This is a genomic window from Paenibacillus sp. FSL H3-0457 (assembly GCF_037981725.1).
Lineage (GTDB): Bacteria > Bacillota > Bacilli > Paenibacillales > Paenibacillaceae > Paenibacillus > Paenibacillus amylolyticus.
The window spans coordinates 1,193,184-1,218,244 of the sequence record NZ_CP150283.1 but is presented as its reverse complement, the minus strand read 5'-3'; the positions used below and the strand labels follow the sequence as shown (position 1 = coordinate 1,218,244).

General features: G+C 46.3%; 22 protein-coding genes. 7 read left to right on the top strand and 15 right to left on the bottom strand.

Going from position 1 to position 25,061, the window contains the following annotated elements:
* Nucleotides 1–5 precede the first annotated feature (5 nt).
* The 4 genes from MHH25_RS05470 to MHH25_RS05455 form a co-directional block, all read right to left on the bottom strand.
* The gene (locus MHH25_RS05470) at nt 6–689 is read right to left on the bottom strand and encodes an ABC transporter ATP-binding protein (RefSeq protein ID WP_340019397.1); all 684 of its coding nucleotides are present in this window, start codon (nt 687–689) and stop codon (nt 6–8) included.
* A gap of 385 nt (nt 690–1,074) precedes the next feature.
* Nucleotides 1,075–2,238: a hypothetical protein gene (locus MHH25_RS05465; RefSeq protein WP_339189495.1), complete on the bottom strand. Its 1,164-nt coding sequence runs from the start codon at nt 2,236–2,238 to the stop codon at nt 1,075–1,077.
* The gene (locus tag MHH25_RS05460) at nt 2,235–3,701 is read right to left on the bottom strand and encodes a HAMP domain-containing sensor histidine kinase (protein WP_076253375.1); all 1,467 of its coding nucleotides are present in this window, start codon (nt 3,699–3,701) and stop codon (nt 2,235–2,237) included. Before MHH25_RS05460 ends, MHH25_RS05465 begins: the two co-directional genes overlap by 4 nt.
* Nucleotides 3,698–4,411, bottom strand: coding sequence for a response regulator transcription factor (locus MHH25_RS05455; protein ID WP_036606313.1), 714 nt, complete (start codon nt 4,409–4,411; stop codon nt 3,698–3,700). The genes MHH25_RS05460 and MHH25_RS05455 overlap by 4 nt, the downstream gene beginning before the upstream one ends.
* 216 nt (nt 4,412–4,627) lie before the next feature.
* On the opposite strand from MHH25_RS05455, the gene MHH25_RS05450 reads away from it, so the two are divergent.
* Complete coding sequence (locus MHH25_RS05450) at nt 4,628–5,104, top strand: RNA polymerase sigma factor (protein ID WP_315370933.1); 477 nt, start codon at nt 4,628–4,630, stop codon at nt 5,102–5,104.
* A gap of 261 nt (nt 5,105–5,365) precedes the next feature.
* Complete coding sequence (locus MHH25_RS05445) at nt 5,366–8,113, top strand: DUF5689 domain-containing protein (RefSeq protein WP_340020447.1); 2,748 nt, start codon at nt 5,366–5,368, stop codon at nt 8,111–8,113.
* A gap of 96 nt (nt 8,114–8,209) precedes the next feature.
* Here the strand turns inward: MHH25_RS05445 and MHH25_RS05440 are convergent, their stop codons facing one another.
* The 5 genes from MHH25_RS05440 to MHH25_RS05420 all read right to left on the bottom strand — a co-directional run bounded on the left by MHH25_RS05440 (nt 8,210) and on the right by MHH25_RS05420 (nt 12,396).
* Nucleotides 8,210–8,470 carry a hypothetical protein gene (locus tag MHH25_RS05440; RefSeq protein WP_036606308.1) on the bottom strand — a complete coding sequence of 87 codons (261 nt, stop codon included), beginning with the start codon at nt 8,468–8,470 and terminating at the stop codon, nt 8,210–8,212.
* A gap of 316 nt (nt 8,471–8,786) precedes the next feature.
* A complete protein-coding gene (phnE, locus tag MHH25_RS05435; protein WP_282319249.1) occupies nt 8,787–9,593 on the bottom strand; it encodes a phosphonate ABC transporter, permease protein PhnE in 807 nt (268 codons plus the stop codon).
* A complete protein-coding gene (gene phnE, locus MHH25_RS05430) occupies nt 9,590–10,441 on the bottom strand; it encodes a phosphonate ABC transporter, permease protein PhnE (RefSeq protein WP_282319250.1) in 852 nt (283 codons plus the stop codon). The genes phnE (MHH25_RS05435) and phnE (MHH25_RS05430) overlap by 4 nt, the downstream gene beginning before the upstream one ends.
* A complete protein-coding gene (phnC, locus tag MHH25_RS05425) occupies nt 10,438–11,235 on the bottom strand; it encodes a phosphonate ABC transporter ATP-binding protein (protein WP_036606306.1) in 798 nt (265 codons plus the stop codon). The genes phnE (MHH25_RS05430) and phnC overlap by 4 nt, the downstream gene beginning before the upstream one ends.
* A 177-nt stretch (nt 11,236–11,412) precedes the next feature.
* On the bottom strand, nt 11,413–12,396 hold the full coding sequence (locus MHH25_RS05420; RefSeq protein ID WP_036672542.1) for a phosphate/phosphite/phosphonate ABC transporter substrate-binding protein: 984 nt from the start codon (nt 12,394–12,396) through the stop codon (nt 11,413–11,415).
* A 273-nt stretch (nt 12,397–12,669) separates the two neighbouring features.
* On the opposite strand from MHH25_RS05420, the gene MHH25_RS05415 reads away from it, so the two are divergent.
* Nucleotides 12,670–14,274 (top strand): bifunctional UDP-sugar hydrolase/5'-nucleotidase, encoded by a 1,605-nt coding sequence (locus MHH25_RS05415; RefSeq protein WP_282319251.1) that lies wholly within the window; start codon nt 12,670–12,672, stop codon nt 14,272–14,274.
* Between the two features lie 97 nt (nt 14,275–14,371).
* On the opposite strand, the gene MHH25_RS05410 is transcribed toward MHH25_RS05415, so the two are convergent.
* From MHH25_RS05410 to MHH25_RS05395, 4 genes are all read right to left on the bottom strand, one after another.
* Entirely contained in the window at nt 14,372–14,707 is a 336-nt protein-coding gene (locus MHH25_RS05410; protein WP_282319252.1) for a hypothetical protein, read from the bottom strand.
* A 274-nt stretch (nt 14,708–14,981) separates the two neighbouring features.
* Nucleotides 14,982–16,820 (bottom strand): ABC transporter ATP-binding protein, encoded by a 1,839-nt coding sequence (locus tag MHH25_RS05405; RefSeq protein WP_339285773.1) that lies wholly within the window; start codon nt 16,818–16,820, stop codon nt 14,982–14,984.
* The gene (locus MHH25_RS05400; protein WP_036606290.1) at nt 16,801–18,603 is read right to left on the bottom strand and encodes an ABC transporter ATP-binding protein; all 1,803 of its coding nucleotides are present in this window, start codon (nt 18,601–18,603) and stop codon (nt 16,801–16,803) included. The genes MHH25_RS05405 and MHH25_RS05400 overlap by 20 nt, the downstream gene beginning before the upstream one ends.
* Nucleotides 18,604–18,848: 245 nt before the next feature.
* Nucleotides 18,849–19,901, bottom strand: a complete 1,053-nt coding sequence (locus MHH25_RS05395) for a CotH kinase family protein (RefSeq protein ID WP_282319255.1) — start codon at nt 19,899–19,901, stop codon at nt 18,849–18,851.
* 344 nt (nt 19,902–20,245) lie between these two features.
* Between MHH25_RS05395 and MHH25_RS05390 the strand changes: the two genes are divergently transcribed.
* Genes MHH25_RS05390 through MHH25_RS05375 form a run of 4 tightly spaced genes read left to right on the top strand, consistent with a single transcriptional unit; the run spans nt 20,246 to nt 23,179 of the window.
* The gene (locus MHH25_RS05390; RefSeq protein WP_282319256.1) at nt 20,246–20,965 is read left to right on the top strand and encodes a hypothetical protein; all 720 of its coding nucleotides are present in this window, start codon (nt 20,246–20,248) and stop codon (nt 20,963–20,965) included.
* A gap of 53 nt (nt 20,966–21,018) precedes the next feature.
* Entirely contained in the window at nt 21,019–21,156 is a 138-nt protein-coding gene (locus MHH25_RS05385) for a hypothetical protein (protein ID WP_161799422.1), read from the top strand.
* Nucleotides 21,157–22,503 (top strand): arsenic transporter, encoded by a 1,347-nt coding sequence (locus MHH25_RS05380; RefSeq protein ID WP_127547309.1) that lies wholly within the window; start codon nt 21,157–21,159, stop codon nt 22,501–22,503. It begins immediately after the preceding gene.
* A 13-nt stretch (nt 22,504–22,516) separates the two neighbouring features.
* Complete coding sequence (locus MHH25_RS05375) at nt 22,517–23,179, top strand: DUF2642 domain-containing protein (protein WP_127547311.1); 663 nt, start codon at nt 22,517–22,519, stop codon at nt 23,177–23,179.
* Nucleotides 23,180–23,243: 64 nt separating this feature from the next.
* On the opposite strand, the gene MHH25_RS05370 is transcribed toward MHH25_RS05375, so the two are convergent.
* Both MHH25_RS05370 and MHH25_RS05365 read right to left on the bottom strand, forming a co-directional pair.
* Nucleotides 23,244–23,810: a hypothetical protein gene (locus MHH25_RS05370; protein WP_340019396.1), complete on the bottom strand. Its 567-nt coding sequence runs from the start codon at nt 23,808–23,810 to the stop codon at nt 23,244–23,246.
* Nucleotides 23,811–23,948: 138 nt separating this feature from the next.
* A complete protein-coding gene (locus tag MHH25_RS05365; protein ID WP_036606281.1) occupies nt 23,949–25,052 on the bottom strand; it encodes a toxic anion resistance protein in 1,104 nt (367 codons plus the stop codon).
* Between the last annotated feature and the right edge of the window lie 9 nt (nt 25,053–25,061).

Genomic DNA, 25,061 nt, shown 5'->3' with positions numbered 1-25,061 from the left:
TTGCCTCAAACTTCCCTTACAGCCTCTTCAACCAATATTCCATGTTGCAGTGTAAGCACAACTTGCATCTGCTCCGCGACCTCTGCTTCATGTGTCACAATGACAAAAGTTGTATTCATATCCCGGTTAAGCTGCTGCAAAATCGCAATAATCTCTTCCTCCGTCTCGGTATCCAAATTTCCCGTTGGCTCATCTGCAAAGATCACCGAGGGTTCGGTAATGAGCGAACGTGCAATACTGACACGTTGTTGTTGACCGCCCGACAACTGGGACGGGAACAATTTTGTTTTTTCACCCAGTCCAACCTGTTCCAACAGCTTTAATGCTTTTGCTTTGCGTTTCGAAGGGCTTATCCCCATAAACACCAAGGGTAACTCTACATTTTCCCGGATCGTAAGATTGGACAGCAATTCATAGGATTGAAAAATAAACCCGATATGACTGCGCCTGAACTCAGCCAGGCGATTTTCACTGAAACGTACAATATCTTGTCCCGCAATTAGAATCTTGCCCTGATCCGGTTTCATCAGCCCCGCCATCAGATTCAGCAGTGTGGATTTACCCGAACCAGAACTGCCCAGCAGGGCTACCATCTTGCCTTCTCCAATTGTCAGGTTGATATCCTGAAGCACCGGCACGGTTCCCTGGCCATTGCGGAACGAATGGGATAAATGTTCAACTTGAAGCATTGCTACATGTCTTCCTTTCTACTTGCTAAATATGTACAGAGGTTGTTCAAAAAAGCCCGCTTTTGATTACGAAGGATGTCTAATGACATCATCAACATCGAATATAGAATTCAGCCGAAATGTCCGTTGCTCACGTAGTTTTCCCTACGCTCTGCTACTCCATTTCTAGCTTCATCCCATCTTCTCGGTACTGAAAACCAGTTTTTTTGAACTTGTATGTATAGATTCGTGTAGCACATTCCCTTATCATTATAGGGTGGAGATGTATCCGGGCTGGCCCGAGTTGTATCCAACTTGTAACATGTCATAACAAAAAAAGACCTTGTCCACAGAGCAGCTATCGCTCCATCAGACCAAGGTCTTATATTCGTATACCTTCCGCAGCTTACCAGGCTCTGAAACTAAAGCGGTACATTTCACTTTTATCCACTGAGCTGCTTACAGCAAATAATTCATCGTCATTCCATTTCAGACTGATGAAGTTATCAATATTGCGATAGATCACCGTATCCGACGAAATCTTGCTGTCATTCAGGTAGGCAACATGCAACTCATTTTTCTGATTCTGACTGTCCATCGGGAAAAAGTAAGCTATTCGGGATTCATCTGCATCCAGATCGAAGCTCCAGATCGAACCTTGTAATAACAGATCATACTGCTCCTCTGCTGCGTGATATCGATACAACCCCTGTACCTTATTCATCGTTCCCTGGATGAGCATGTCACCATTTTTCAGCAACTTGTACTGTTGAATGTCTTCCATTGCAGCATACGCCTTCACTTCATGCTCATCCTCAAGCGATACACGATAGATGGCATACTTGTCTTTCAGCATCACCAGTATATAAAACTGTTGGTGATCCTCACTGACCTGCAACACATCCATAACGATAAACGTATCACTCGAACCTTTCCCTTGTTTTGGTCCTGTGAACATGCTCATCAGCTCTTCATACGTGTAGATGACATGACTCGTCCCCTGGCTCAGATCAACTTGTTTAAATAACAGATCATCCTGACCGATGTAGGAGTCGTTTCCCACAAACACTCGATAATACGAGTTATCGTACGGAAGCTTGCGACGTTCCCCGCTCTGTATCATATACTCATACGTTGTCTTCTGCGTCTGACCTGCCCGATACTGGGAGTAAATGATTTTCTTGTGATCCGGGCTGATCGTTACACCGTAATCCGTATTAGCCGCAATGTTCTTCACTTCCTTATCATCCAGATGCAGGAGAGACAGTTTGAGCCCTGAATAGGAAAATTCCGGCTGATTAAATATAATCGTATTCCGGTCTAACACTTCAAAATCAAAGATCGCAAAGTCATTTGGAATCTTGGTAGCCGACTCGATCTGAATCGTACTGCTCGGTGGTGGTGCCAGACGGTTGTTGAACTGCTCACTTGGCAAAATCACCGTTCTTGGTTTGAGATTTCCGAGACTGAACAGGCTCCCAATCCCAAAAATCCCGCTGACAAATGCGATCAACAACCCTGACAGCATCAATCTGTCACGGTTTTTACGCCAAAATCCAGGATGTCTCATGCGTTCATTTCCCCCGGAAGACTGATATTCACTTGTGTCCCTTCCCGCATGATGCTCTTCATCTCCACTGTTCCTCCATGACGCTCAACGATGTTCTTCACAATAGATAAACCCAGCCCGGCACTGCCTTTCTCGGCCCTGTTGATTCCTTTATCCTGGTAAAAGGGTTCAAATACATGTTGGAGCGCTTCAGCACCGATTCCTTCCCCCTGATCACGGATCACAATAGCAATGGAATCACCTAACCGGAAGGATTGTACTTCGATAATGGAGTTCACATCACTGTACTTGACCGAATTATCCAGGATGTTGAGGAAAACCTCCTTCAACTTATCCCGATCTCCCTGTAAATACTGATGTTCCTCCAACTCATAGTGAATGCCTATATTGTACTTGCTCGCCTTAATCGACATGTCCTCACAAGCTTCACGAATAATATCTGATATATCGATACGTTCGAACCGGTATGCCTGAATGACCGCAGAGGAGACCGAGACCTCCAGAATATCCGCAACCATCGTGTTGAGACGCTGGCTTTCCTTGATGATATAATTCATGCCCTTGTCAAAAAAGTCCTGGTCGGTAAATCCGTTATCCCGTAAAATCTGGGCGTATCCCAGAATCGTCGTTAAGGGTGTCTTCAATTCATGCGTCACATTGTCAAAAAAGACTTTGCTTCTCGCCTGTACTTGCTTCACTTCGTCTCGCTCTCGCTCAATCACATCAATCTGCTCCCGAACCCGATCAATCATGACGGTGAAGCTTGAAGCCAGTTCACCAATCTCATCCTTGGTTGTAATCTGAATATCCGCATTCAGACTTCCCTGGGCCACTTCCGCAGAACGTTTCGTGAGTACACGGATGGGTTGTGTAATTTTCCGGGAAATAAAGATGGATGCGATAAATACAAATACGAAAATAACCGCTGCAAACAGCTTGATCGTATTCTGGAACCGGAGATTGCGTTTGTACAAGTCGGTGTAATCCTTCTCCAACTGCACAATTCCAATCAATTGTTGATCCATCTGAAGCGGGAAGGACAGACTTGCTGTGACCCGACCTTTATCCACTACTGTGGTATAAGCGATCCGGGATTGTATGGCTTCCTCCACATCAGGATGGTCAGAGCGCTTAGCAACGTTAACCTTGCTACCAGCAGATCCGTAGGGCGAAGCATCGGGACGGTATACCGTAATCTCCCCACCAACGGCTGATCCAATCTGCTCCGCGAGCTCGCGACTCCCTGCTTCGAGCGAGTCTCTGCTCATGCGTTTGTTATGTATCAGAAAGTACTGATTCAGCGCGATGTCCAGATTTCTTTTGGATTGCACCATATCCTCATGCACTTCCCGGTACATATTCTCCTGAGCTACCTTATTGGACAGAATCAGCAGGACGGAGAATCCGATAAAGACAATGACCGAGAATAGCACCACCATTTTGAACTGGATCGTCCACTTCATGTCTGTACCTGAATATTCAGTTTGTACCCCACACCGAATACCGTTTCAATCATCGAAATGCCTTGCACACCACTATCCAGTTTCTTGCGAATCCGTTGCACGTGAATATCCACCGTTCGAGTGTCCCCTGCAAAATCAAATCCCCATACCTTGTCCAGCAGTTCAGAACGTGTATGCACCTTACGATGATGGGTCACGAGAAATAACAACAGATCATATTCTTTATTCGTGAGTCCTGCCCGTTCCCCGTCTTTCCATACTTCCCGTTCATCCTTGCGGATCTCAATATGCTTGCCTAGCCTTACCACCTCATAGGACTGATTCTCCAGTGTCTCGCTGATCAGATCAATCCGGCGAAAAATCGCCCGAATGCGCGCAACCACCTCACGGATATCAAAAGGCTTCGTGATATAATCATCCGCCCCAAGCTCCATGCCAAGTACCTTGTCCAGCATGTCCGACTTCGCAGTGATCATGATGACAGGTATCTTGGAGTTCACAGATAGTTGCCTGCACACATCAAAACCGCTCATATCTGGCAGCATCAGATCCAGCAGGATCAGATCCGGCTTCGAATCCCGAAGCAGATCCAGACCCTCTTTTCCCGTAGCTGCTTCCTTGATCTCAAATCCTTCCTTACGTAACGAATAGGACAAAATATCGCGAATGGACTCCTCGTCCTCAATAATTAAAATCTCTTTTTGTCTCATGATACTTTCGTAATCTCCCTGCTCTATGAATTTCCTTCATCTGCCTTTATTTTGTATCCCAAGCCGTATGCTTGAATAGAGGGAAGCACGAAATGTTACAACTCCGATACAACTCTGAACCTTTTGGAAACAACATCCCGATATACTTGGATCATAAAGAGACTCATACCAGACCGGACCCAAGCCTGATCTGTATCCAAGGGGGATTCACATCATATGAACAGCACACAAATTAATGATGCTTATATCAACTATAAATCAGAAATCACAAGGTATCTATCCCATATCGTCAAACAACCGCAAGACGCAGAAGATCTGGCACAGGATTGTTTCATTCGACTAATGAACGTTACCGTGGATATCCCTGAAGATCGCATTCTCTATTATCTCAAACGCATTGCCCGTAACCTGGCGATGGACAGCTTCCGCAGGCGGACCCGTACACTCAGACGAGACAGCCGTCTGGAGGTACCTACCCATCACGTCGATACATCCAACCTTGAAATTAGCGAAGGTGTTCATGATCTTGTTTCCCATATTAACAACACCGAACATCGTAAAATATTAGAACTTCGCCTCATCCATGGATACTCCATTAAGGAAACAGCAGAGCTGGTGAATCGCAGTGAAGGCATGATTAAATCCTCTGTCTTCCATGCCGTCAATCGAATTCGGGCCAAAGTCATCTCATAAGAGATGGCTTTTTATTTGCGTAAAATCAATATGCACGCAGAATTGGATGGATTATGACGGGACCGAAATACCTATGGATATGTCAAAAGACCCAATTTTACAAATATCGAGTTAATTTTTACAAATTGTTATGACTATGTGATATTTTCATGTGGTAGAATATGGACGAACTCATGAATCAACTAATATTTGGGAGGGATTTGGTTGGGTAAATTAACAGGTATGCGAGGAGTATTTTTAAAATCACTCCTGGCATTGTCCATGGCTTTGCCGCTTCAGGTCGGATTATGGAACGGAGATGCATCGGTTCATGCGGAAGGACCGACAGACCCGGCACCGTTCATCCAGGCAAAGGTTGTGAACCAAAATGCAGGTAAAAAAGTATTGTTCGACAACTCTCACGGCCAAACGGCTGGAGCTGCAGACTGGGTCATTGATGGAGGTTTCTCCGACTTCGGGAATGCACTCGCGAATGATGGTTACTATGTCAAAGAACTTCGCAAGACAACTCCATTTACCTATGATGATCTGAAAGAGTATAACGTATTCGTTATTGCAGAGCCTCAAATTCCTTTCAAAACATCCGAACAAGCAGCACTCAAACAATATGTTGAAACGGGCGGCAGCATCTTCTTTGTTGGAGATCACTATAATGCAGACCGTAATAAAAACCGCTGGGATGGCTCTGAAGTCATCAACGGCTATCGTCGGGGAGCATTCGAAGATCCGGCCAAAGGTATGAGCACCGATGAGCGTAATTCTGAAGCGATGCAAAATGTAACCGGCTCGGACTGGTTGTCCGATAACTTCGGCGTACGTTTCCGCTATAACGCACTTGGCGATATCAACGCCAATATCGTTGTACCGGCAGATCAAGCCTTCGGCATCACAGAAGGCGTATCGGCTGTAGCCATGCACGCCGGTTCAACACTTGCAATCACCGATCCGGAAAAGGCAAAAGGTATTGTGTACCTGCCAAAAACCAACGCAAAATGGAATAACGCGGTAGACCAAGGTGTCTACAACGGCGGCGGGATTGAAGAAGGTCCTTACGTGGCTGTATCCAAGCTGGGCGCAGGTAAAGCTGCCTTCATCGGTGACTCCTCTCCAGTAGAAGATGCATCACCAAAATACTTGCGTGAAGAGACAGGCACACGCAAAACAACTTATGACGGTTTTAAAGAAGCCGATGATGCCGTGTTGCTCGTGAACACCGTAAACTGGCTTGCTACACAAGAGAACTACACAAGCCTGACTGAAGTGAACGGACTTGAACTGGACACAGCTACAGCGCTGTTGCCATTCGAAGAGCCGGCTGCTTCCACAGAACCACAGGCTGAACCTTGGTCCGCACCTGCTGCCGGATATAAGTGGTACGATCGTTCCACGTTCAAGGCTGGTTCTTACGGTGGCCCTGCATCCAGTGCGAACGCTGCATACAGCTTCGTGAAACAGGATACTCTTCCAAATGCAGAAGACTTCCAGATTCGTGTAGTTGTGGAGAACATGGTTCCGAACACAACCGTATCCGGTTATAGTGCCGGTATCTATCTGACTGGCGGAACACAGGTCGCCATGATCCAGAATGAAAGTGGTACTTGGCCAACTTCGTACGGGTATAGCTCCACATTCAGTGTAACCTCGGACAGCCAAGGTCGCGGGATCAAAGATCTGAACGTCCGGATCAAACCAGGTACAACTGGCGCTGCGAGCTTGCGTCTGCGTCTGAATGGCAGCAACCTGATCACCAATGCCGTGACTGTTGGCAATGTGCCAGCAGAACAGCTTCCGGAAGAAGAAGGACCGATTCCAGCAGCTATCACAGTTGCTGAAGCACGCACCAAAGCTGCTGGCACTACCGTAACTATCGAAGGTGTTGTGACGACAGAGCCGGGTGCATTTGGTGGACAAGCCTTCTATCTTCAAGATGAAACTGCTGGAATCTACGTATTCCAGCACACTAGCGGCTTCCATGCTGGTGACAAGGTGAAAGTAACAGCAGCAACAACCATCTATAACAGCGAGTTCGAGCTTACCGATATCGTTGCGATTGAGAAAACAGGTACGGCTTCCGTACCTGCTCCAATCGAGGTTACTGCAATTACAGATGCGAACCAAGGTCAACTGGTTCAATTGAAAAATGTAACGATTGAGAATATCATCAGTGCTACACCAGTTGGATCTTTTGAATTCGACGCGGTAGCAGCAGATGGAACGAGCACACACATCCGTGTAGACACCCGTACAGGTGTGACGGAGACTGCCTTCCCTTATGCTGCTGGTGACAAAATCGATATCACAGGCGTTTCCGCTATTTTCAAAGATGTATATCAATTGAAACCTAGAAGCTTGAATGATTTTGTACCTGCTGAAGAGCAAGGTGGCGGCGAAGTGCCTTCCACTCCAGCTGCAGGAGCACCGGGTAAACCGGTGCTTTCTTCTGATAATGGATATACCACTGGCCTGTTCGAAGGTTCGTATAACGTAAGCATGAACCTCTGGTGGGGCGAAAATGGTTCTGAATACAAACTGTATGAGAACGGCGTTCTAATTGATACACAGAAGTTGACTGCGGCTTCACCATCGGCTCAGTCCTCCAAAACAGCTATTACAGGTAAAGCCAACGGCACGTATACTTACGTAGCCGAGCTGACCAATGACAAAGGCACAACACGCAGTGACGTGCTGACGGTACAAGTAACCAATGCTGCTCCAGGCAAAGCTACGTTATCCCAAAACAACTGGGATGGTGACGGAAATTACAACGTATCCATGAACCTCTGGTGGGGTACAAACGCAACCGAATACCGTCTCTATGAGAATGATGTATTAATTGATACACAAGCGTTGAACGCGGCAACACCAGCTTCCCAAAGTGCTACAACTGAATTGTCGGGTCGCGCTAACGGAACGTACACGTACCGTGCTGAGCTGATCAACGCTGCAGGCGTAACCAGCACCGAGAAAATTACGGTTCAAGTGACTAAAGCATTGCCTTTGGCTAGTTAAGTCTCAGTAAAGAAGCCTAACGTTTAACCAAGCAACTAAAAAACCGAAACCAACATTGCCTGATTCACAGGGCAACATGGTTTCGGTTTTTATCATTCATTTCAAACGTTCAGGCTCATATCCATTTCTAACAAATAGAATGCTGTTCCATACAGCACAATAAGCCGCGACGGCGATGACACTAATGACAAAAATCAAGTTCATCTGTGTAAACGTATAACTGCTTCCCGTGAAAATGATCAGGATTGCACTGAGCCCCATATTTTCTTTGTTATGTTTTTTAAACTTCTGAAAGATCATTCTGTACAGCAATATCAATACCATAAATACAATCCATATAAAATAAAATATTTCCATAGGTCACCTTCCTTTAAAAAATTCATTTCTTGTATGGGTATCTAAGAGGAGTATTGATTAATATCCTTAATTCCCTTTATATAGAAACCTATTAATATTACATGGATTTGGAAAATAATTCAATCATTCTTATAAATATTCTTGGAATCCTCTTATTCCTCAACGGTTAGCTGAGCAACAAGAACGCACCGATGTTTATTTACAGACACAAAAAAAGACTATCCCTGCCAATATTCGGCACCGAATAGCCCTCTCTTCTTACGCTATCAACTTATCTTAATTTATCATCTAATATATTCGTAGCGCCACATTAACTCTACACCAGCTTCTTACGAATATACCCCGAGATCAAGTCAATAATCGTGATCATCACGATAATACCCAGCAAGATTATACCTACTCGCGGCCAGTTCCGAGTACTTAACGCAAAGATCAGCGGTGTACCGATACCCCCTGCTCCAATTACACCCAGTATAGTCGCGGAACGTACATTGATCTCAAAACGATACAATGTATAGTTCAGGAAGCCAGGCATAACCTGCGGCAGGATGGCAAACCACAACTGCTGCATGCGATTGGCTCCGGAAGCAAGCAGCGCCTCAGATGGGCCGTAGTCGATATTTTCAACTTCATCCGCGTACAATTTGCCTAACATGCCGATGGAGTGCAATCCAAGGGCGAGTACCCCTGCAAACGATCCGGGACCTACTGCCTTAATGAACAACAAGGCCATGATAATCTCAGGGAACGTGCGAATAAAGCTTAGTACCATTTTGCCTGCACCCGAGATGGAACGATGCCCACTCATGTTACGGGCAGACCAGAATGCAAACGGGATACAGAGCACAGCTGAGATCACGGTACCCAACACAGAGATTGCCAGCGTATCCAACAATCCTCGTAGCAAGTCTTCTCCTTCAGGCAAATATACAAAATTCCAATCCGGTGAGAAAATCCCGGCTACAATGGCCTTCATAATCTGAGCGGCTGTTTCCTTGAAACCAGTAAATGGTACACCGGCAAGCGCCCAGACATACACAAGGATCAGCAGTAACACAATGACCCAGCGAAGCGGGTTCTTCCGTGGTTTAGGCCGGATGCGGCTTGTTTCATTTTTCATCATAGCAATTTCTCCCGCAACTTAGTACTTACATAATCAATGACCAGAACAATGACGAGGGTAAACAGAATGATTACACTGGTCTTGTCATACTCCAGGAATCCAAGTGTAGCCTCATAATAGAGTCCAATTCCTCCGGCTCCCACCAATCCCAGAATGGCAGCAGCACGTATATTAATTTCGAAGGCATACAGCACATAGGATGTGAACTGGGCAGCCAGTTGCGGCACCACGCCATATACAATGAGCTGAATCCGGTTCATACCAACAGCCGTCATCGCTTCCAGTGGCCCCTGATCAATGGTTTCCAGCGTCTCATAGGTCAACTTCGCGATCAGACCTATCGAGAACACAGCCAGTGCCAAGATTCCGGGGATTGGCCCCAAACCAAACACAGCAACGAACAAAGCAGCAAGCAGCAGATCTGGCACGGTCCGAATCAGGTTCAGCAGAAAGCGCGCCGGATAGTAAATCCAGCGACTTGGCATCAGGTTACCAGCACAGATGATCGAGACTGGAATCGCAATAATCGCACCAATGGTTGTCCCAATCAGGGCCATTCGAATCGTTTCCAGCATGCCTTGCACGATATTATCAAAGTAACTCCAACGGGGTGGGAACATTTCCTTTAGCAGATCCAACATGTTGGGAAAACCTTCAAACAACTCCGTAAAGCTGGCATCCGTCTGTTTGGCACTGGCCCATAGAAGGAGCAGAATGATCACTAAAGTGAGCAAATGTTTCGTACGCCCAGGTGGTTTTGGGCGATTTACAACCTGAGCCGCGCTGGAACCAGGTCCCTTCCCTACTCCGCCTGAATTCTGAAGTGGAACGTTGGACTGCCCCTTCATACCACAACTTCTCCCTGCTCATGTACAGCCTGCTTGTCCAGCAATTCGTCAGCCAGAATTGGTCTACCGTAAATTTCTGCAAAGCGCTCATCCGTTGCCTCTTCCACCGGACCATCGAATACGACCTCGCCTGCTCTCAATCCGACAATACGGGTCGCATACTCTCTCGCCAGATCAATAAAGTGAAGGTTGACGATGGTCGTAATCCCAAGGTCTTGATTGATGCGTTTCAGGTCATCCATGACCTGTTTTGTTGTAAGCGGGTCAAGTGAAGCAACCGGTTCGTCGGCCAGAATGATTTTTGCTTCCTGTGCCAGTACACGAGCAATAGCGACACGCTGTTGCTGTCCACCAGACAACTGATCTGCACGGGAATAAGCTTTCTCCGAAATATTCACACGATCCAGCGCAGTGAATGCCAGTTCAATATCCTCTTTTGGAAAACGACCCATAATGGTGCGCATGGTGGAATGATATCCAACCCGTCCAGCGAGTACGTTACGTAGTACACTGGACCGTTTCACCAGATTGAAACTCTGGAAGATCATGCCGATGTCACGTCTGATCATGCGTAGCCGTTTGCCTTGTGCCTTCGTGATGGAACTTCCGTTAATCAGAATCTCGCCCTCACTAATGTCGTGCAGTCGGTTAATGGAGCGTAAGAGCGTTGATTTACCCGCACCGGACAGACCCACTACAGCAATGAATTCACCCTGCTCAAATTTCAGATTAATATTATCCAGGCCCTTGGTGCCGTTAGCGTAAGTTTTGGTAACGTTATGAAGCTCAATCATGACAATATCCTTCTTTCATTCATAATGATCAACCATACATGAGTCCTTGTTATAATGGCACAAGCCAGCGCAGCGTAGATCACGCTGAACTGGCCTGTCCATTGCTACGATTAAGCTGTTCCCATCCAAGAAAGCTACTACAAAGTGAACAGATCCCGAACTACTTTTAGATCAGAATTATTCACCTTTCACTTTTTCGCCATACTGACGAACGATCTCAAACTTGCTATCATCGGACTCTACATAACCTTCATGCGTATAGATTTCTTTGATGATCTGGTGACCTTCAGTATCTTTACCGATATCGATGAAGGCTTGTTTGATCTTCGCAGTCCAATCTGCATTCATGTCTGTACGAACGGCAATGGTATCGTTAGGAATAGGCTCAGTGAACGCCAGTACACGTGTATCTTCAAATACAGTCGGATAGTCTTTAGCTACCGTGTTGCGGGCATCTTGGAAAATAGCTGCTGCATCAACGTCACCGTTCAATACAGCGATAACACCTTGGTCATGACCTTTCAACGTTACAGGTGTTACATCTTTTAATGGATCAATGCCCCTGTCCAGCAACAGACCTGCTGGCCATACATAACCTGCGGAAGACGTTACGTTTTGGTAAGCGACTTTTTTACCTTTAAGGTCCTCGATGGATTGAATCGGAGAGTCTTTTTTTACAATGAACATGGATTTATAGGAATCCGCCAACTCTTCGGTTGGAGCACCTGTCTCATCATTTACACCGAAACGTTGTGCTTGCAAGATAACCTGCGCAGCGCCTTTTTCTTTAGCCAGTACATAAGCTGTCGGAGGCAAGAAACCTACGTCTACTTTGTTGGAAGCCATTGCTTCAATAATTGTGTTGTAGTCGGTGGATACGCTGACTTTTACCGGAATGCCCAGTTTGTCACCAAGCAACTTCTCCAGCGGTTTCGCTTTGGCTTCAAGCGTATCTGCGTTCTGGGAAGGAACAAATTGAACCGTCAGTTCAGTTGGCACATAACCTTCGACAGCTTTCTCTGTCTCTGCCGTAGACGTACCGGATGCATTCGAACTCGAATTATCCCCGTTAGCCGAACCTGTTGTACTACTGCTAGACCCACAAGCACTCAGAAACAGAACCAAAATCAACAATGGTAAAAATAAAGCAGACTTCTTCAAACGAACACCCTCCAAAGAGTTTCTATTTTTCAGTACTTATCTACTATAGTTGCCAAATATTAGCGCGATGTGAAACGAAATTTGGAGTTTTGTAAAGTTTCCTGTCAGGCTGTCAGCGCGACTTGTATCTGTTAGAATAGGCTCATTATGGTTGAAGATATAGGAAGAACATCGGAGATAACGGCGCATACTTCGGTTCTTCAAGCTATTCATTCTTCTCCGTTTTATAGTAATTCCATATATCTGAACTTATATATTAGAGGAGATTGTAAAATGACATCCACAAACCATACGGCAAGCTTCGATATTCTGTATACCAGTGATCTGCACGGGGCGATCCGTCCCATTCATTACAATACCAATGCCTACCGCCCGGCTGGGCTTGCCCTGCTGGCTTCCCTGATTCGGAAGGAACGTGAACGTTCACCTGAATTGATGCTGGTGGATAACGGGGATCTGCTGCAAGGATCACCCTTGGCCTCCTATGCAGCTTCACAGGTTTCCAAAAACGAGGTGCATCCATTCATAACGGTACTGAATGAACTCGGTTATGATGCTGCGGTGATGGGCAATCACGAGTTTAACTATGGTCAGAATCTGTTGCGCGGAGCAGTTGAAGCTTCCAATTTCCCTTGGCTGTCTGCCAATATTGTAAAAGGTGAGCAGCCAGACGTACCTGCCTTCGGTCCTCCGTATCTAATCAAAACATTGTCTACGGGTGTCAAAATTGCCCTCTTGGGCGCAACTACGCACTACATACCGAACTGGGAGCATCCAAAAAATATTGAGGGGTTACAGTTCCTTGATGCCTTGGAGACCATTCGTACATGGGTTAGCTATATACGCGATCATGAACAACCAGATGTAATGGTTGTGAGTTATCACGGTGGATTTGAGAGTGATCTGGAGACAGGCGAGCCCACCGAACGGTTAACTGGAGAAAATCAAGGCTATGCCATCTGCCGGGACATCGAAGGCATTGATGTGTTGCTTACCGGACATCAGCATCGTCAGCTTACCGCTAATATTCATGGTGTAACCGTCATTCAACCGGGATTCAGTGGAAATGGTGCGGGGCATGTATCCGTTCAGTTGGAACAATCATCGGGCGGCAAGTGGCAAATTACAGATAAGCAGGCTCGGTTGTTACTTCTGGATGAACATCATGAGGTTGAACCTGATGCAAGCGTCATGAAACTGACGGAAGAGCTGGAAACTGAGGCACAAGCATGGCTTGATCAACCCATTGGCGAGGTGGCTGGGGATTTATCCATCACCAATGCTACGGCTCTGCGACTCAAGGCACATCCATTCATTGCTTTTGTACATCAAGTGCAGATGGAAGCGACTGGAGCGCAGCTCTCCAATACCGCCATGCTGAGTGAAGAAGCTCGCGGTTTCGGGAGTCACATCACCGTTCGGGACGTGTTATCCAACTTCATCTATCCTAATACTCTGACGGTGCTGGAGTTGAGTGGTCAGGATATCCGGGAGGCACTGGAACAAACGGCACGTTACTTTGAAGTGAATGCTTCTGGTGAGGTGGCAGTTAATCCGGCTTATATGGAACCCAAACCTCAACATTATAATTACGATATGTGGGCTGGCATGGAATACGAGCTAGATATCTCCCAACCTGTTGGCAGTCGAGTTGTGAAGTTGGAACATGAAGGCCAGCCAATGGACATGAATGGCATGTACTCTGTGGTGATGAACAGCTACCGCGCTGCTGGCGGCGGGGATTATGCAATGTATCCGGGCAAAAAGGTACTGCACGAAGGTGCCACGGACATGGCCGCACTGGTGGAAGATTACATCCGCAGACACCAGCCGTTAACGGTGGAGCAGGCTAATAACTGGAAAGTTATCGGAAGTTAAATGAGAAAGAGCAGGTCCTGTGATCAGGATCTGCTCTTTTGTTTTCAACCTATTGCTTACTTGTTCTTGTTGAATTATCCTATCCTGTCCTGTCCCTTCATCCGACATATTGAAGGATTAACTGATATAATGCTATTGAAAATCCTAAGATACTCGCTTTCATTTTAGATGGATGATATCTTTCGCTACGAATCAAATAAAAGAAAACCAAAATAAACCCTGCGGGGATCCATAGCTCAAAGACACCATTTGTTGTACTTTGAGAATAAATTGGCGTAATGAACGTACTAATTAAAAAGTAAAAGAAAACCGTAAAACGTCTTGTTTCTAACTGCTTGCTCCACCTTACTAGAATGAAAATAATAATGATTGCGATAATAATAATGTGAACAGGGGGTAGAAGAATAGCAACATTCCCAAATTTGAATTCCATTCCGCATTGCCCTCCTCTCTTTTAATGCATCACATGACTGACTACAGGCATACGTGTAAAAATTCATTCTCATGCTTCAAAACCGCTGGCAACCGTCCAAAAACGGACCTATTCCAATATATCCTTATTTTAACATACAATCACAGTTCCGTTTTCCATTTTCCTTCAATTGAATATGCAAAAAGAGCAGAATTGAGGAGCATCGTGCCCTCATCCCTGCTCTTTTTACATACCTACAAGTTCTCTAATACATGTCCCATATTTTCCAAAATGACTATTGCGCCTTTTTACGCAGCTGACTGTAATACAGCTCTCTGTAGAAACCGCCTTGTTCCAGCAATGCATCATGCGAGCCTTGCTCCAGTAGTTGCCCATCCTTCAGCACCAGAATCCGGTCGGCCTGACGGATCGTGTTCAGCCTGTGGGCAATGACAAAGCTGGTACGACCTTGCATCAGGCGTTGCAACCCTTCCTGGATTTTAATCTCCGTAACAGTATCAATACTGCTCGTCGCTTCGTCCAGTACAAGTATGGATGGATCTGCCAAGATTGCCCGGGCAATGGCGAGTAGTTGCTTCTGCCCCTGACTAATGCCGCTCCCGTCGGCCTGGAGCACTTTGTCGTATCCATCCTTCATTCGCACAATGAAGGAATGGGCATTCGCCAGCCGGGAGGCTGCTTCCACCTCTTCATCCGTTGCGTCCAGACGCCCAAATCGAATATTTTCTCGAATCGTGCCCTGAAACAGAAATGAATCCTGAAGCACAAATGCCATATGTGACCGCAGATTCTCACGCCGAATGGTGGTCATATCGCGACCATCTACCGTTAATGTGCCACCTGTTGGATCATAGAAACGGGATAACAGCTGAATTAATGTTGTTTTCCCCGCTCCGGTCGGACCCACAAGGGCAATCATCTCCCCCGGTTTAGCTTCAAAGCTGATCTCATGCAAAATGTTACGTCCTTCATCGTATCCAAAGGATACTTTGTCGAAACGAACGGCTCCCTCTACCTTGTCCAGAGATATCGCTGCCCCTTCATCCTTCGCTTCCTCATCTTCGTCCAGCACCTCGAATACGCGCTCAGCCCCCGCAATCGCGGACAATAACGTATTCCACTGGTTCGCCAGATCATTCAGCGGACGGGTGAATTGACGGGCATATTCCACAAAGATAATAATCACCCCGACTGTAACCGAACCCTGAATCGCCAGAATACCACCGATGCCCGCCACAATCGCAAAGCTCAGGTTATTCAATCCATTCATCAGTTTCGGGATAAAGCCAGAGATCGTCTGTGCCCAGAAACCGGAAATCCGGATGCGGGTATTCCGTTCCTCAAAACCGCGAATCACTCGCTCCTCTTGGGAGAATGCCTTAATGATCCGCTGCCCGGATAAAGTCTCTTCGATGTAACCGTTAAGTTCACCGAGATTGCGCTGCCGCTCTTTGAAGAGCGGTCCCGTTCTGCGCGTAATCCAACGCATGCCGATGGCCATCAGAGGCACAACGATAAAGGTAAGCAGGGTCAGTAGCGGACTGAGCCAGAGCATAACCCCAAACGTTCCGAGCAGTGTTAATACACTCGAAAAAATCTGGATCGCCGAGCTGTTCAACGTACCGCTGACATTCTCGATATCATTGGTCACCCGGCTCATAATCTCCCCCTGCTGGCGTTTACCGAAGAATGGAATCGGTAATTTGTGCAGATGGGAGAACAGATCATACCGCATGCGGAACACGGTTTCCTGTGCAATTTCGATCATCCATATATTTTGTAACCAGGATGTAAGAGAGAACAAGACATACACTGCGGTTAATCCAATCAGAAACCGAGTCCAGCTTGCCCCGGCTTCGCCCGCGATGAAATCATCCACGGCCACCCCTACCATGTAAGGGCCAAGCAAAGCGAGTGCGGAACTGGCAAACACCATCAACAGTACCATGGACAGCTTAACCTTGCGCCGTGCCAGATAGGTCCAGATACGACCTAGCGTACCTGACCAGTTCTTCGCCCGTGCCTTGGGTTTACGACCACCACCTGATCGTAACGTCTCCGGATCAATCGGCGGTGGCGGCTGACGGAAAGGCTCAATGAATGCTTTGAACATGCTGTGCACCCTCCCCGTATTGTGATTCATGGATTCGACGATACAGCTCTGACGATTCCATCAGGTCTTCATGTTTTCCCTGTCCAATGAGTTGTCCATCATCAAGCAGCAGAATCAGGTCCGCCGAAGTGGTTGAACTGATCTTCTGGGTGATGATAAACGTGGTACACGACAATTCCTCCAGCGCATCGAGCAGTCTGCCTTCTGTAGCCACATCCAGCGCACTCGTGCTATCGTCCAGAATCAGAATTCTTGGTCTACGTACCAGTGCTCGTGCAATGGAAAGTCGCTGCTTCTGTCCACCGGAGAGATTCACTCCCCGTTGACCCAGCAATGTATCATAACCGTTTGGTAAATTCTCAATTGTTTCATGGATCTGCGCGCGCTTTGCGGCTTCCACGATCTCATCCAAGGTAGCATCTTCCTGACCCCAGGCAATATTCTCCCGGATGGAACCGGTAAACAGGACAACCTCCTGCGGTACATAACCAATCGCACCACGCAGCATGGACAGATCCAGCTCTGATGCATCGGCACCATCAATCCGTACCTTTCCTTGATCCTCTGTGTATAAACGCGGAATGAGCTGTACCAGCGAGGATTTGCCTGAGCCAGTTGCTCCCATAATGGCAATACGCTCCCCCGCTTTTGCCGTGAATGTGATGTTATCCAGTACTGTAATTTCACTATTCGGATAACTGAAGCCTACACTGCGGAATTCAACCGCTCCCTGCACAGCGCGCTGTTTCTTCGCCGGGTATACAGATTGCGGAAAATGCGAAGATTTCATAGATCCAGCAGATGGTGCAGACGTTGATATCGTCTGTTCAGTCTCCGACGTGTCCTCCGTATTAAACACTTCATTCAGCCGTTGCGCCGAAGCGCTTGCTCTGGAGAACGTCACCAGAATCCATGACAACGCAGACATGGCACCAATTGTGCGAAGCAGGTAGTTAATGACGGCGACCACTTCACCCACGGTTGCATTACCGGAGGCAATGTCGACTCGTCCAAACCATAACACGGCGATGATACAAACGTTCATCATAAGCAGCATGAACGGCATCGTGGTCTCCGTCAGGCGCAGCGCGGAAATGGTGCCTTTCATCAGCTTGCCGCTGAATCCGGCAAAGCGTTCAATCTCATGGCCCATCCGTACGAAAACACGGATCAGCCGAATGCCTGTCAGATTCTCCTGGATGACTCCATTGACGGCATCCAGTCTGCGCTGCACATTGCGGAACAGCAGCGCTGCCTTTTTGATCATCCACACTACAACAATGAGCAGTACAGGCACCATGACAACCAGCAGCAGACCCAACCTCGGGTTCACGATCACTGCCATAATCATGCTACCAATCACCACCAGGGGCACACGCGTCATGAAGCGCAGACTCATGAAGACGGTGTCCTGAACCTGGGTCACATCCCCCGTTAATCTGGTAATCAGGGACGACGTTGCGAACCGGTTAAAGACGGCATAAGAGAACGTTTGCACTTTCTCATACAACTTCTCCCGCAGATCGTATCCGAACCCCAGACTTGCATGGGATGCAAAGAACGAACTGGCAATTCCAGCAGCAAAAGCCACAACAGCACTGCCAACCAGCACACCGCCCCACAACCAGACGACAGAAAGGTCTCCCTGCTGAATCCCGTTATCAATGATCTTGGAGATCAGATAAGGCTGAGCCAGCTCCACCGCAAGCTCAATTAACATCATGACCAGGGCTGCAATCGCGGCAACTCGGTACTTCTTCAAGTAGTACAACAGCTTGATCATAAGCATTCCTCCGGCTCGGAGCACCCTAAACCGATAACACGTTCCAGCTCAGAGCCTCCATTAGACATGTTGTTTTCTCCACAGCGTCCAATATGTAATCATTTCTATGTACACATATGGTTATTATAGCGTATTTTACAATGCCGCTTCTATTCTTATTACCCTACTTTTCCCAATACAATAAACTTCTCTTCATTTTGGCAGTAAAAAAAGGAAGGTCTCCCTTCCCCGCGCTAGTTATGTGCTTACAGCTGACGTAGTTTTTCACTTAGATACTCCCGACGTTTCACCACATATTCGCGAATTCTTTCCGGTTCACCTGCAAATACGTCCATAGGCCATTTCATGTAAGGATCTTTGTAGATATCTTCACGAATCTCATTGTGCAATCGATGGACTAAAGGCATAATTCGCTTCTCTGTAAAAGCATTCATCAGATGCTGACGCATCAACTTCTTATATTGCTCACGGAAACTGCGGAATGCCAGCAATCGTCCGGTAAGTCTGTTATACCCCTGAATACGAACAAGATTGGGGTCAACTCGTGTTCCATAACAGTTCCTCCCCCAAGTACCCTCATAATCCCAAGGCAGGATGCCATATTTACCGCTTTTGATTTTCTCATACCATGTGTAATTCTGATGAAATCCATCGAAGTTCCCTGTAAGCACAGCTCCACTTAACCAGCGTAAATAATTGTCTGTATCCACCCTCGACTGTAAAAAACGTAACAATTCCAACCTGGACTTTGTGTTCAACTGCTGAATAAAATTACGTAGCCTTGTGCGATCCACATCTTTGCCACGAATTAAGCTGTATCCGGACAATAAATCGGTACTTGTTGAAGAGGATTCCGAATTCATCGTAAAACCAGCATGATCATTCACCGCATAGAAGATACTGCGCACAGGGATTTTCCTTTGGCGAAAAAAGAAGGATTTCACCCCTTCGATCCGCAGGTATACACCCAAAAGTTGCCCGTTCAGATAGAGTACGCAGTGTTGTGTAGACGGTGCGGGTACACGAATCGACTCAAAAAAACGAAAAGAAAGTGCATTGCGCAACAACGAAGGATCATCATACTCCGCATTAAAATGATACGTCCGGCTGGATGTACGAACCTCAAATGATTTTTTGGGATAACCGCGCGTATGTCCTCCACGGTATCGAAGCCGGATCGGAAACGGCTTGCCGTCCATCTGCATCGTGCTGTTCACAAACGTCTCTGACCATATATTGGACGTTAACTGTTGATATTCGGTTGGAGACAAGCTGATATGGTAGACAGGTAGAGCCATTTCCATCCGCCTTTCGAATACCTGTAAGATTCGCCCGTAGGCTCTTACACCATCCTATGCAGATGCACAGAAAGTCGTACGGGCGAATGCACAGTCCTGATACTTATCACATCCCAATTCACTTGTCATAATGCGGAATAACCGGGTTATTAATCTATAAATTTACATCATTTTCATAGATTATAGCTGAAATGGTATAAATATAGTTAACTGGCTAGTCCCTCCAAGAGGCATGTCACATATGCTTAAACTACAGACAGACACGAATGACGAATGGAAGGGATCATAATTACATCCACCATTTTTGTCCATCTGAACTTATATCATGGAAGGGGTCAAACACAATGTCTATGAATGGTCAAGGAATGAGAGGTTTGTTGGGAAGAGAGATTAAGATTAACCGGGGAGGACCTGATTCAGTACAAGGTACACTCACGGACGTACGCTGGGACTATATGGCGATGAACTGCAAAGAAGGGATTGTCTACGTTAATGAATCACATGTCAAAAGCATAACAGATACAGGCCGTTCCGGTGGTAACCGAAATGCAGCCATGGGGAATCCTATTCCTTCCAACACGTTTTTGGGCGTTATGCAAGCACTCCGCTTCCGCCGTGTTCAGATTAACCGGGGAGGACCTGAAAAAGTGGAAGGCATCCTGGCCGATGCCAACCAGAACCAATTGATCATGACTTTGAAAAATCAGGAGATTGTTCGTATTCCGATGCAACATGTGAAATCTGTATCCCTCGTACGTGGTGGTGGGAACAACAACAACAGTAGTAATACAAGTCAAGGGAACCAAGCAGCCCAAGGTAATCAGGCGGCTCAAGGCAACCAGTCTCGTGGCAACCGTTCTCAAGGGAACCAAGCAGCTCAAGGGAACCAATCCCAGGGTAATAAGTCCGGCGGCAACAAGTCACGGAACAACCAAGGCAATCGTTCTCAGGGGCAACGAGTTCAAGGCAACCAATCCCAAGGAAATAAATCTGGTGGTAACAAGTCGCGAGGCAATCAAGGCAACCAGTCCCGTGGCAACAAATCCGGCGGTAAAAAGAAGTAACTGAAATAAACTGACAACTTAAGTTATCTACCAGCTTAAAGGGGGGAATTATCATGTTGATCTTCGTCGCATTAGTCTTGATTGGTGTGCCTTTTTACTGGATCGTTGCACCCGGAAGGCCCACTCCATCCCATGAACATCTGCTTCAGGCTTCGTCAGGACTTCTCCCCCTGGGAGGTGAATCACAGTAAATGCCTGACTACCAGTTGTGGTTAACCTTCGGGGTCTTTATCATCACTGTCATTTTCCTGATGTGGCGTCCTGGCGGATTGAATGAATCTATACCCACCTCGCTTGGCGCCCTTCTTCTTATTTTAACTGGAGTGAGCAGCTATGCTCACATTGTTGGAATCTTCGGGATCGTATCTGGTGCAGCCGTAACAATCCTCTCTACCATTGTCATGTCGATTATTTTAGATAGCATCGGTTTTTTTCGCTGGATCGCTTTGAATATGATTGAGAAAGCAAGAGGTTCCGGCTTTCGATTGTTCTGGCTAATTCTATTACTTTGTTTTCTCATGACCATCTTCTTCAACAATGATGGCAGTATTCTGATCACAACTCCGATCATTATTCGAATCTGTTCTATACTTCGTCTGAAAATGCATCAACAGTTACCCTACCTGATCTCCGGTGCGCTAATCGCTACGGCTTCCAGTGCGCCAATTGGACTTAGTAATCTGGCAAATCTGATTGCTTTGCAAATGGTTGGCTTAAATCTGAATACTTATACTCAGATGATGTTTGTGCCATCCATGCTTGCGATCATGGTGATGACCGTACTGCTGTTCTATTATTTTCGTAGAAGTATTCCCAAAGTTATTCATCATTTCCCTGTATCCCTGCAGTCTTCATCCGGTTCAGGATATCATCCGCTACAGACGGCTGAATCCGAGAATAAAGTAGACTGGTGGCTGTTCCGTGTCTGTATAGGCATCGTTGTATTTATCCGTGCAGGATATTTTCTAGCTGAGCAAGTTGGTATACCCATGGAGGTAGTTGCAATCACTGGTGTTATTCTCATGCTCGCTGTGCGTTGGTATCGCACCCGGACTGGACTCAAAGATGTGATAACACAAACGCCTTGGCATATTTTACTCTTCGCCTTCAGCATCTATGTTATTGTAGATAGTCTTCACCGAGCAGGCATGACCGCATGGATCATTCAGTGGATGAAACCGATAATAGAAGGAGGAAATGCCAGCATCATTGCTGTGTCGGGGTTAATGCTCACTCTGCTTTCCAATCTGTTCAACAATTTGCCCTCCGTGATGATTGGGACCTTTGCTGTTACAGATCTTCCACTAAGTGAATCTCAACTGCATCTTGCGTATCTTGCCAACATTCTGGGAAGTGATATCGGAGCCTTGCTGACGCCTATTGGCACCTTGGCAACGTTAATTTGGATGTATATATTAAAGACCCATCATATTCGAATCTCCTGGAAACAGTATATGAAAGTTACCTTTATTGTGATACCAATAAGTCTAATTGTTAGCCTAATTTCACTCTATATTTGGACATCTATTCTCTATTGAGAGGAGGAATACTGTGGAACTTCTTACGCATTGGCTGGGTAAATCCGTCGAATTGGAGCTGTCTGGCTGTAAACTACCGATCCAGGGTGAGATCATTGATGTAGGCCAGGATCTGATTGTAGTCTACGGAAACCAGCGATTTGTTTATATTCCACTTCATCATGTTCAATCCATGCATGTCAATACGGCAGATGATTCAAGTATAGTTTTGCCAACACCTGACCCCGAGATGGATCACACCAATATCTCTTACCGCAAAATGCTGATGAACGCCCGTGGACGTTTCAGTGAAATCTCCATCGGAGGGAAAACATTGCATGGTTATATTACAAATATTATGAATGACTACTTTATGTTCTACTCTCCGTTATACCATTCTATCTATGTTTCCATTAATCATCTGAAGTATATTATTCCTTCCCCTACTAACAGCACACCCTACTCCCTTAGTAAGCAACATTTCCCTATGCAACCTTCGTCCATGTCACTCTCCCGTACACTCGATCAGCAACTTCATAAAATGATAGGTGAACTTGTTGTACTCAACCTCGGTTGCAAGCCCTACAGAGCAGGGTTATTGAAGAGTGCAGACAGCCACTTGCTTGCGTTGGTAGAAGCGGATGGGACTTCTTTAATTATGCATACCGATCATATCCAAACCATTCATCTCCCTTGAATATCAGAAGAACAAAAAGGTTCATCTGCCTATGGCTGATGAACCTTTTTTTCACCTTTACATCCTACCATCTTCTGCGTCCACGATCACCCCTATTATGATCATTCAACTCACCAAGACGATCGTAGGTCTCCTTATATATCCGAATCACGGCCTGAACTTTGATGAAATCAGCATCTTCCGGTCCAAGCCCCTCCATAAACATTCTCTGAATGATCTGTTGGAAGAATTGCACTTTGGCCTCAATCTGTTCTTGCTCAAGCTGTAATATGTCTTCGAAACTGTGGTTCCCTATGTAATCCATCAACTCATCATCAGGACTGGAATAATCTGCGTTTCTCCGATCTGCTACCCATTCATCCGGCTCATTGGACTGGAGGTTAACACTGGTGCGTAATTGGGATAAGATGATTTTCTCTTTAGCCAACATGACATGAAAATCTTTGTTACGGAGTAGCTCCGATACAATCAGACTGCACATTTCACGGTTTTGGATCAGTATGCCGTCAAAAGGATGTAGCGTCCACTCCCCGTTTGCATAATACAGGTTAAAGTTAAAGAACTCACTGCCATATTTGTATTGAATATTAATCTTGGTCTCATCAATAATCTCGAATGAAAAGTCCAGCATGTTCAGCAAGCTCCTTCGCACAACCCCAGATTTTACCTTCATTCTATCAAATAAATGAAACAAAGAGACGCACTCGGCGTCCCTCGTAGAAAATAAAACCATGTAGCAATCTCGATACGATATGCAGCGAGTCCTACCCTAATCCAGGAAAGATCCTAATGCACTGGAATCCGGTTTGTTTTTTTCCGGAATGGCAGCAGCCTTCGGCCCTTCCAGACCCAGTCGATCGCTCATTTTAGCGTTAAGGGTTGTCATCTTGTTGGTATAGTCATTACAGCTCTCGATGATCCGGCGATTAGACTGCTCGGACAGATCCAGCGCAGACATCAGATCACCCATCGCCTGATTGACCGCTTCAAGGGACATCGCCGGTTTGGACAACAGTTCATTTGTTTTCTCTGTTGTTGTCTTCAACAATCTGGCGTTCTCCTTGAATTGATCTTCAATCGTCTTATTCGTAGCTTCCACAGCAGAAATGACCTTCTCCTGATCATTAAGAGCCATCGCAATCATGGCCGAAACGGTGATCAGATTCGCTGTTTTATCAATGGCATTATTAACGGAATCAATCAGCTTGTCATTGTTATCATTAATGATGTCGGTAGCTGCGATTGCCTGATTGTACAGCATGATCATCTCTGTCATGGATTGGGTACGTGTTACCACTTTGCGCAACCCACGCTCCAGATGTGCTTTACGATTCTCGTTCTCAGGCTTGGCAATCTCGGTTTCGAACAATGCTTTCAATTGATTACCAAAAGAGATTTTGGTCTGCAGATTGTAGATCTCCTGAATGGAGGAACGTTTCAATTGGCGCATATTTACGATGCTTTCTTCCAGGTTGTCCTTGCCGTCCCGCAACCCGTTAATGATCGCATCAATGTTCGTGCGAACAGATTGATAACGGTATACATAGTTTTTCAGCGGGCTTTTACGTAACAACTTCCCGACAAAACTCACATTTTTACTCTGCTGCAAACTCTCACATTCATCACGGAGCTTCAGGATCATGTTGGATACCTCTGCCCGATTCCCGGACATCAGTTCATTGACTGGACGATCAAGCAGCTTGAGGGTCTGTCCTGCTCTCTCTTGTGTTTTCACGCCCAACTTGCCGATATCATCCATTAAGGTATCCAGGTGAGCCGGATCACTTTGGGACACTTTCTGAATAAGCTGCGTTGCTTCCTGGTTAATCCGTTGCTCATCTTCCTGCTTCAACTGAGCCCATTCCGTTGCCATGCCAATCCC

What these genes read in the sequence shown, in the direction of transcription:
- MHH25_RS05470 (WP_340019397.1), bottom strand. Translation starts at nt 689, where the DNA reads ATGCTTCAAGTTGAACATTTATCCCATTCGTTCCGCAATGGCCAGGGA.
- MHH25_RS05465 (WP_339189495.1), bottom strand. Translation starts at nt 2,238, where the DNA reads ATGAGACATCCTGGATTTTGGCGTAAAAACCGTGACAGATTGATGCTG.
- MHH25_RS05460 (WP_076253375.1), bottom strand. Translation starts at nt 3,701, where the DNA reads ATGAAGTGGACGATCCAGTTCAAAATGGTGGTGCTATTCTCGGTCATT.
- MHH25_RS05455 (WP_036606313.1), bottom strand. Translation starts at nt 4,411, where the DNA reads ATGAGACAAAAAGAGATTTTAATTATTGAGGACGAGGAGTCCATTCGC.
- MHH25_RS05450 (WP_315370933.1), top strand. Translation starts at nt 4,628, where the DNA reads ATGAACAGCACACAAATTAATGATGCTTATATCAACTATAAATCAGAA.
- MHH25_RS05445 (WP_340020447.1), top strand. Translation starts at nt 5,366, where the DNA reads ATGGCTTTGCCGCTTCAGGTCGGATTATGGAACGGAGATGCATCGGTT.
- MHH25_RS05440 (WP_036606308.1), bottom strand. Translation starts at nt 8,470, where the DNA reads ATGGAAATATTTTATTTTATATGGATTGTATTTATGGTATTGATATTG.
- phnE (WP_282319249.1), bottom strand. Translation starts at nt 9,593, where the DNA reads ATGATGAAAAATGAAACAAGCCGCATCCGGCCTAAACCACGGAAGAAC.
- phnE (WP_282319250.1), bottom strand. Translation starts at nt 10,441, where the DNA reads ATGAAGGGGCAGTCCAACGTTCCACTTCAGAATTCAGGCGGAGTAGGG.
- phnC (WP_036606306.1), bottom strand. Translation starts at nt 11,235, where the DNA reads ATGATTGAGCTTCATAACGTTACCAAAACTTACGCTAACGGCACCAAG.
- MHH25_RS05415 (WP_282319251.1), top strand. Translation starts at nt 12,670, where the DNA reads ATGACATCCACAAACCATACGGCAAGCTTCGATATTCTGTATACCAGT.
- MHH25_RS05410 (WP_282319252.1), bottom strand. Translation starts at nt 14,707, where the DNA reads ATGGAATTCAAATTTGGGAATGTTGCTATTCTTCTACCCCCTGTTCAC.
- MHH25_RS05405 (WP_339285773.1), bottom strand. Translation starts at nt 16,820, where the DNA reads ATGTTCAAAGCATTCATTGAGCCTTTCCGTCAGCCGCCACCGCCGATT.
- MHH25_RS05400 (WP_036606290.1), bottom strand. Translation starts at nt 18,603, where the DNA reads ATGATCAAGCTGTTGTACTACTTGAAGAAGTACCGAGTTGCCGCGATT.
- MHH25_RS05395 (WP_282319255.1), bottom strand. Translation starts at nt 19,901, where the DNA reads ATGGCTCTACCTGTCTACCATATCAGCTTGTCTCCAACCGAATATCAA.
- MHH25_RS05390 (WP_282319256.1), top strand. Translation starts at nt 20,246, where the DNA reads ATGTCTATGAATGGTCAAGGAATGAGAGGTTTGTTGGGAAGAGAGATT.
- MHH25_RS05385 (WP_161799422.1), top strand. Translation starts at nt 21,019, where the DNA reads ATGTTGATCTTCGTCGCATTAGTCTTGATTGGTGTGCCTTTTTACTGG.
- MHH25_RS05380 (WP_127547309.1), top strand. Translation starts at nt 21,157, where the DNA reads ATGCCTGACTACCAGTTGTGGTTAACCTTCGGGGTCTTTATCATCACT.
- MHH25_RS05370 (WP_340019396.1), bottom strand. Translation starts at nt 23,810, where the DNA reads ATGCTGGACTTTTCATTCGAGATTATTGATGAGACCAAGATTAATATT.
- MHH25_RS05365 (WP_036606281.1), bottom strand. Translation starts at nt 25,052, where the DNA reads ATGGCAACGGAATGGGCTCAGTTGAAGCAGGAAGATGAGCAACGGATT.